At 60.1% G+C, this 6,950-nt stretch carries 6 protein-coding genes; 1 reads left to right on the top strand and 5 read right to left on the bottom strand.

What is annotated here, in order from left to right:
• Positions 1 to 335: hypothetical protein (locus FJ398_24575; protein ID MBM3841070.1), on the bottom strand; the 335-nt coding region annotated here is incomplete at its 3' end.
• 260 nt (positions 336 to 595) lie between these two features.
• Positions 596 to 1,876: a hypothetical protein gene (locus FJ398_24570; GenBank protein MBM3841069.1), complete on the bottom strand. Its 1,281-nt coding sequence runs from the start codon at positions 1,874 to 1,876 to the stop codon at positions 596 to 598.
• A gap of 23 nt (positions 1,877 to 1,899) precedes the next feature.
• Between FJ398_24570 and FJ398_24565 the strand changes: the two genes are divergently transcribed.
• A complete protein-coding gene (locus tag FJ398_24565; GenBank protein ID MBM3841068.1) occupies positions 1,900 to 3,309 on the top strand; it encodes a hypothetical protein in 1,410 nt (469 codons plus the stop codon).
• 355 nt (positions 3,310 to 3,664) lie between these two features.
• Here FJ398_24565 and pgl read toward each other — a convergent pair whose 3' ends face one another.
• The 3 genes from pgl to FJ398_24550 form a co-directional block, all read right to left on the bottom strand.
• Complete coding sequence (gene pgl, locus FJ398_24560) at positions 3,665 to 4,393, bottom strand: 6-phosphogluconolactonase (protein MBM3841067.1); 729 nt, start codon at positions 4,391 to 4,393, stop codon at positions 3,665 to 3,667.
• Between the two features lie 16 nt (positions 4,394 to 4,409).
• A complete protein-coding gene (zwf, locus tag FJ398_24555) occupies positions 4,410 to 5,975 on the bottom strand; it encodes a glucose-6-phosphate dehydrogenase (GenBank protein ID MBM3841066.1) in 1,566 nt (521 codons plus the stop codon).
• A 155-nt stretch (positions 5,976 to 6,130) separates the two neighbouring features.
• Complete coding sequence (locus FJ398_24550) at positions 6,131 to 6,679, bottom strand: methyltransferase domain-containing protein (protein MBM3841065.1); 549 nt, start codon at positions 6,677 to 6,679, stop codon at positions 6,131 to 6,133.
• Positions 6,680 to 6,950 lie beyond the last annotated feature (271 nt).

Below are 6,950 nucleotides of genomic sequence, written 5' to 3'. Positions count from 1 at the left end.
TTGGGCAGGTCCACATTGGCGAGCTTGAAGACGCCGCGCGCCGTGAGAGCGACGGCCACGACGAATAATATTGCGGTGAGAGGGTTGACCCATTTTCGAGCTTGAGCCGGCTTCCAGTGCTGCGGGCGAGAAATGTGAAGTTGCGTGCGGCATTCGACGCAGCGCGAACTGCTGCGATAGTTGGGATGGCCGCAATGGGCGCAGTAAATCAGGAGGCGCCGTTCACACTTTTCGCACGAAGCAGCATCGCCGGGATTATGATGGCCGCACTTGGAGCAAACGATCTCGGAAAGCGGCTCCAGCACCGCGAAAGGATCCAGGGGTTCAGTTTTCATTGAAGACGGTCCGGATCAAAGCACGTCCCCTCACAGGCCGCAACACGAATTCAGCGCGTTACTGATCAGACCGTGGGGCGAGGCTCCTACCGAGCCGTCCATCGCACCCGTTCGATTGAATTCGGCTCGCGAGGACGCTCACCCCACCTCAACTGAGGGAACACGCGTTGAAGGGCAAGGTCTGCACGCGGTAGGGCGGAGTGGCCGCTCCGCCGCGAATTGCCGCTTTTGCGATGACAACAAATCCCGAAATCCGGAGGTCACCGCGGAGCAACCGCACTCCAGGTTCCACCCGGCTTGGGTGGATTCAAGGGCTGAACTGAACTCCGATTGATCCCCTCCATCCACCAGAGCGTGAGGGAACCGTCGATGACATTCTGAAACAGCAAATCCGCCTGGCCACCTTGATTTCGATCCGCGGCACTGACCACCTTGGTGTTGACATCGCCGAAACGCGGCGGGTTGAGCAACACACCGGTCGTCATCGCCGTTCCATTCAAAATCCACACCGCCAGATTCCCATCCGTATGCTGAAAAACCATATCCGGAAGTCGATCTCCATTGAAGTCGCCCGAGGCCACGACTCGCCAGTTTCGGTCCCCCGGATTGGCAGGATTGGTCTGGACTCTCTGTGATCGACGTGTCCCATCCATGAGCCACACCTCGATCGCGCCGTCCGAGTGTTGAAGAATCAGGTCCGGTTTGGTGTCAGCATTCAGATCGGCGCTCGCAGCGACACTCCAGCCGAGCGCGTCCGGTCGGCTCGGCTCCAACGCTATGGTCTTAAGCAGTCGCGTGCCCTCCAGCAACCACACCGCCAGGGCGCCCTCCCGGTTCTGAAAAAGCAAATCCTCTCTGCCATCCCGATCGAAATCCGCGCTGCCCGCGATTCGGTAACTCAGGTCCCCCACGTTGCTCGGCTCGAACAAGGTTGCCGACTGGAAATTGGCGCCGTCCAGAATCCATGCTGCCAGGAAGCCGATCCGATCCTGAAACACCAGATCGGGCTGCCCGTCGCCATTGAAATCGCCCCGGCTGGCCGCTCCACCTTGCGAGGGCGCAATTACACTCAAGACGAAACTCGTGCTGGCTGTTTTTCCTCCCGCATCCTTGACCGTCAGGGTGATGATGCTCTGGCCGACCTGGCTTGCAACCGGCGTGATCACCAAGGTCCGATTGGCCCCGCCCGGGCTCACCTCGATGTTCGACTCCGGCACCAAAGCTTTGTTGGAGGAAGACGAGGTAACGCTCAACGCCTCGGGCGTTTCCGGATCGGAAATGCTAAACACGATTAACGCGCTGGGTGCCTCTTTCCCAAGCGTCACATCCTGGATCGGCGAAATGCTCGGCGGTGTGTTCGCCGGGGTGGTCCCGGTTCGGATCGGAAGTGGAAATGGGCTTTCGAGTTGAGCCTCCTGCGCCGGGAAGCGGAACGGTCCATCAGTCCAATGGCTCAGACAGAATGATTGGGAATTGCTGGCGCGAAACGGGCTTGTCGAGCCTGCCCGAATGCGCGAGCCTGACGTGGTTCCAGAGACCAACTGAACCCGTACCGGAGAGCACCATGAACACTCCCTTTACCCGCAGAAGTTTCCTCCACACAAGCGCCGGCGCGACCGCTTTGGCCGGACTCGGTGACTTTGCTTTCCTGTCTCGCTTGCCGCGCGTCTCAGCCGCGGAGGCAAAACTGGATCCCAAAATCGTCCGGTTCCACGCGGAGATTGAGCCGCTCGTCCGTTTGCTCGAAGATACGCCGCGTGACCGCCTTCTGGAAGAAGTCGCGATGCGCGTTCGCCGCGGCCTGAGTTATCGGGATGTGCTGGCGGCAGTGTTGCTCGCGGGCATTCGGAACATTCAGCCGCGTCCGGTCGGTTTCAAATTCCACGCCGTGATGGTCGTCAATTCCGCGCATCTCGCGAGTCTGTCGTCGCCGGATTCGGATCGCTGGCTTCCCATCTTCTGGGCGATCGACAATTTCAAATCCGCTCAAGCGCAGGACGTGCGGGACGGCGACTGGACCATGCCGGCGGTCGATGAAGCGGCCGTTCCTCCGGCGCACCAAGCGCGCCAGATGTTCACCGACGCGATGGAGAATTGGGACGAAGCCGCCGCAGACGCTGCGGCCACAGCCTTGGCTCGCAATGCCAGCGCGCAGGAGATTTTCGAGCTGTTCGCGCGCTTTGGTCAGCGCGACTTCCGTAACATCGGCCACAAAGCAATCTACGCCGCTAACGGATGGCGGACCCTTCAAGCCGTCGGCTGGCAGCATGCCGAGCCCGTTTTGCGCTCGCTCGCTTTCGCGTTGCTGGCGCGCGACCGCGGGGAGGACAATCCGGCGAAGAACGATTATCCTTCCGACCGCCCGTTGCGCCGCAACACGCCGTTCGTGTCGCAAATCCGACCGGATTGGCAGTCCGGAAAAGCAGATCCAGCCGCCACGAAGGCGATGCTGGTCACGCTGCGACAGGGTTCGGATGAAGACACCGCCAGGAAGGCCGTGGAACTGCTGAATCGCGGCGCCGCGCCGCAATCGATCTGGGATGCGTTGTTCGACGCGGCCGGAGAATTGCTCATGCGCCAGCCGGGGATCGCGACGTTGCATTCGGTCACCGCGACCAATGCGCTTCACTTCGCATATCAGAACAGCGGAAATGACGAAACGCGCCGGTTGCTCCTTTTGCAGAACGCCTCATTCATCCCGCTGTTCCGGTCCCGCCTGAACAACCAGGCCAAAGATTATCAGATCGGCCAGGCTGTCTTCCTGCGCACGGATACGCCGGATTACGCCGAGGAAACCGTGCCGTTCAAGACGCTGGAGGAGATGGTGAACATCTGCTGCCAGGCTTACCCGCATCTCACGCTGGAGCGTATTCTGGTTTACAGCCTGGTGAATGATGAACCGTGCGCGTTGACGCTGGCTTTCGTCTCCTCCACCAAAGGGCAGCGTCCTGGCAATCTCCGGCTCGCCGATTAAACAAAAAGAGCCAGTTTTCACTGGCTCAATGGTGATGAGATCCGTTGCGCCTTCACCCAGGCGCTCAGAAGAGCAACGAGGCCAACTGTTCGATTGCCGCCCCAACCTCGTTACGAGCACGATCTCGGTGCCAACCCTTAGTGGACAGCAACGTAACTGCTTTGCAATAGATTGGAGTCTAGGTCCCGCCGCCGCGTTCAAAACTCGGAGGATCGTTCAGATAACCAGTCAATCGCGAAGGGATGGCCCCTGTGTTCACGACGGTGGGGCGAGGCTAGGGCGAGGCTCCTGTCGAGGCTTTCCTTCGATGGCATTGGCTCGGCAGGAGCCTCGCCCCACCGTCACTGAGGGAAGGCTACTGAATTCGGATATCGCTAAAAACGACGGTTCGCTCCCGCATCTGAATGACCCGCGCCAGCGGCGTCTTGCCGTCCGGAGACAGGGACACCCGCAAGGCTTCCTCCTTGTTCGCCCCGGAGGCCAGCACCCAGACCTGGCGCGCGGCGGCAATGGCGTCGTAACCCAGCGTGATCCGCACGGGAGGTGGCTTCGTGGCCACGACCGGGCGATACACCGCCGGGCTTTGCGCGGCTGCTTCAGGTTCACCGGGAAAGAGCGAAGCCACATGGCCATCTTCACCCATGCCCAAAAAAACCAAATCCAGAATGGGTTGATTGTTCGCGGTCAGCGCGACGGACCGGCAAAGGTCCGCCGCGGCTTCGGATGCCGCTTGCGTTGCGTCCAGTTCGCCGCGAATCCGATGAACCCGATCTTCCTGGATGCGCAAAGGTCCGAGCAGATGCTCGTAAGCGAGGCGATAATTGCTGTCGGCGTGGGGCGGCGGCACGCAACGTTCGTCGCCCCAGAAGAAGTGAACGCGCTCGAAAAGGAAACTCTTCTTGGAAAACAGCCGGCTGGAACTGATGAAGAACTGGCGAGTAATCCGCCCGCCCGCCAATGCAACAGCGAACGAAGACGCCGACGACGAAGTCATCTCTCGAAGCCATCTCTCCGCCACCGATTCGGCGAGGCTCGAATCGTCGGGAAACCCGACCCATTCCAATCGATCCGTTGAACGGCTCACGCGACCGGCGGCAGTATCACTTCAGAATCGGCTGAGGATCGCGCCAGACATGGTTGGTCTGAGCCAGGAGATCCTCGGCTGCCACAGGCCCCCAGGTGCCGGCGGAGTAAAACTCGCGATTCGACAGCGACTTTCCTTCCCAGCCGTTGCGAATCGAATCCACGATCCGCCACGCAGTTTCCACTTCGTCACGGCGGATGAACAAGGTCGCGTCGCCGGCCATGGCCTCCAGCAGCAGCCGTTCGTAGGCTTCGGGGGTGTAGGCGCCAAATTCGGTATCGTAGCTGAAATTCATCCGGACCGGGCGCAGTTGCAGGCTCGTGCCCGGCACTTTGCCATTGAACCGCAGCGAGATTCCCTCGTTCGGCTGCAAGCGCAGCGTGAGCGCGTTGGCGTCGAGAGCTTTGTTGCTCGCGGCGGCGAACAAGACATGCGGCGTGCGACGAAATTCCACGCGCACTTCGCTGGCGCTCAGGGGCAAACATTTGCCGGTTCGAAGGAAGAACGGCACGCCGGACCAACGCCAGTTGTCGAGAAAGAGCTTGAGCGCCACATACGTCTCGACGTTTGACTCGGACTTCACCTTCGGCTCCTGTCGATATCCGGGCCGCAACTGGCCGTCGAGCATGCCGGCGAAATACTGTCCCCGGACGACTTGTTTGGCGACGTCGTTGGGGTTGAGCGGTCGGATGGATTTCAACACCTTGACTTTTTCATCCCGAATCGCCTCGGCGTCCAGCGTCACGGGCGGTTCCATCGCGATCAGCGAAAGCACCTGAAGAATGTGATTCTGAAACATGTCGCGGATGGCTCCGGCTTCCTCATAGTACCCGCCGCGCTGGCCCACGCCTAACTTCTCGCTGACGGTGATCTGGACATGGTCGATCGACTGCCGATTCCAGAGTTGCTCGAAGATCGAATTGGAAAAGCGGAACATCAGGATGTTCTGCACCGTCTCCTTGCCGAGATAATGGTCGATGCGGAAAACCTGCTTCTCATGCGCGAACCGGGTCAAGTCCCCGTTCAACTCCTGGGCGGATCCGAGGTCGTGCCCGAAAGGTTTCTCGACCACCAGGCGTTGCCAGGAACCGGTCTGCTCTTCTTTGTGCAGGAGACTGGCCCGGTTCAGTTCCTCCGCGACCTGGGCGAACTGGCTCGGAGAGGTCGCCAGGTAAAACAACAGATTGCGCCGAAGCGGCTCGCTGCCGAAGGAGGTCAGCAGTTTTTCCAATTTTGCATAGGCGGGCGCTTCGGAAAAATCGCCCTGGCAATAAAACAGGTTTGGCGAGAACTCTTCCCAGAGTTTCTCATTGACCGGCTTCGTGCGTGAAAACTGATTGAGCGCGGTCTTCAACTCTGCTCGCCATTCCGCGTCCGTTTTCTCGCGACGGGCGAATCCAATGATTCGGTACGGGGACGGCAGCTGTTTGGCGGCGTAAAGGTGATAGAGCGCGGGAATTAGCTTGCGGGCGGTCAAGTCACCACTGGCGCCAAAAATGACAATGGAGCACGGTTCTACGCTTTTTCGTCCCTCCTCCGTACGGCAGGAAATCAACTCATCCAACTGCTCGAGGTCGCTCATGGACTGCGATAATGACCGATCCTGGGGCCAATTTCAACCTTTCTTCCGGCTTCCGTTCTATTCCGTCTTATTCCGTCGGTCAAGGTGGGGCGAGCGTCCTCGCGAGCCAATGGCCATCGGGGCACGGCTCGGCAGGAGTCTCGCTCCACCGTCGTTTACTGAGAGGTCACCTTGCGCCGCCACCACATCATCCGCTCCAGGCCGACGCGATTGGGGTAGGAACGCGGCACCCATTCGCTCAGCAACTCAAAGTGCGGCGAGAAGCGTTGCCACAGTTCCTCGTGGGTCGTGCCAAACGGCGGTCCATCCCGATCCGGAATCAAGTAGTTCACCGCGAGGTAGTGGCCTCGCGGTTTCAGCCAGCGCAACACGGCCCGAACGTAATCGTCCCGCCGGTTCGGGTTGATGGCGCAAAACAGCGTGTGCTCGAAAAGCCAATCGAAAAGCGCCGGAGGTGCGTCGCTGAGAAAATCCCCCAACTCGAATCGCGCGGTCAGCCCTGCTTCGCGAGTGCGAGTCTCGGACAAAGTGATCGCAGTGGGCGCGATGTCGCAGCCAAAAGCTGAGAAGCCAGTCCTGGCCCAAGCGCGGACATCATGGCCCGTGCCGCAACCCGGCACACACACCGTCCCGCGCGGCAATTCAGAGTGCGCCGCCAAAAAATCCACCAACCCCGGGGAGGGTTCTCCCTTTTCCCAGGGCATGTCATTGGCCTGATACCGGGCTTCCCAGTCGGTTTCGTCCGAAGGGTGAGGGGACTGGAGATTCACATTCACCGCTTGCGCGACAATGCCGTGTGTTTTTGCTTTTCTGGCAAAGGTTCGCGGCACAACTTTGAACTTGAAAGCTTAGAGCGTGTCCGAAAATTGCGCGGGGTCCTGCGGCGAGGGATTTTGGCTGTGGCCAAGGCGGCGAGGTCCGAGCATCCCCAACGCGGGCTGTAAGGACCGAGCCAACGCAGGCCACGGACAAAAG

The organism is Verrucomicrobiota bacterium, from assembly GCA_016871535.1.
Lineage (GTDB): Bacteria > Verrucomicrobiota > Verrucomicrobiia > Limisphaerales > SIBE01 > VHCZ01.
The sequence above is the reverse complement of the archived record's forward strand: the minus strand, read 5'-3'. Positions and strand labels throughout refer to the sequence as shown.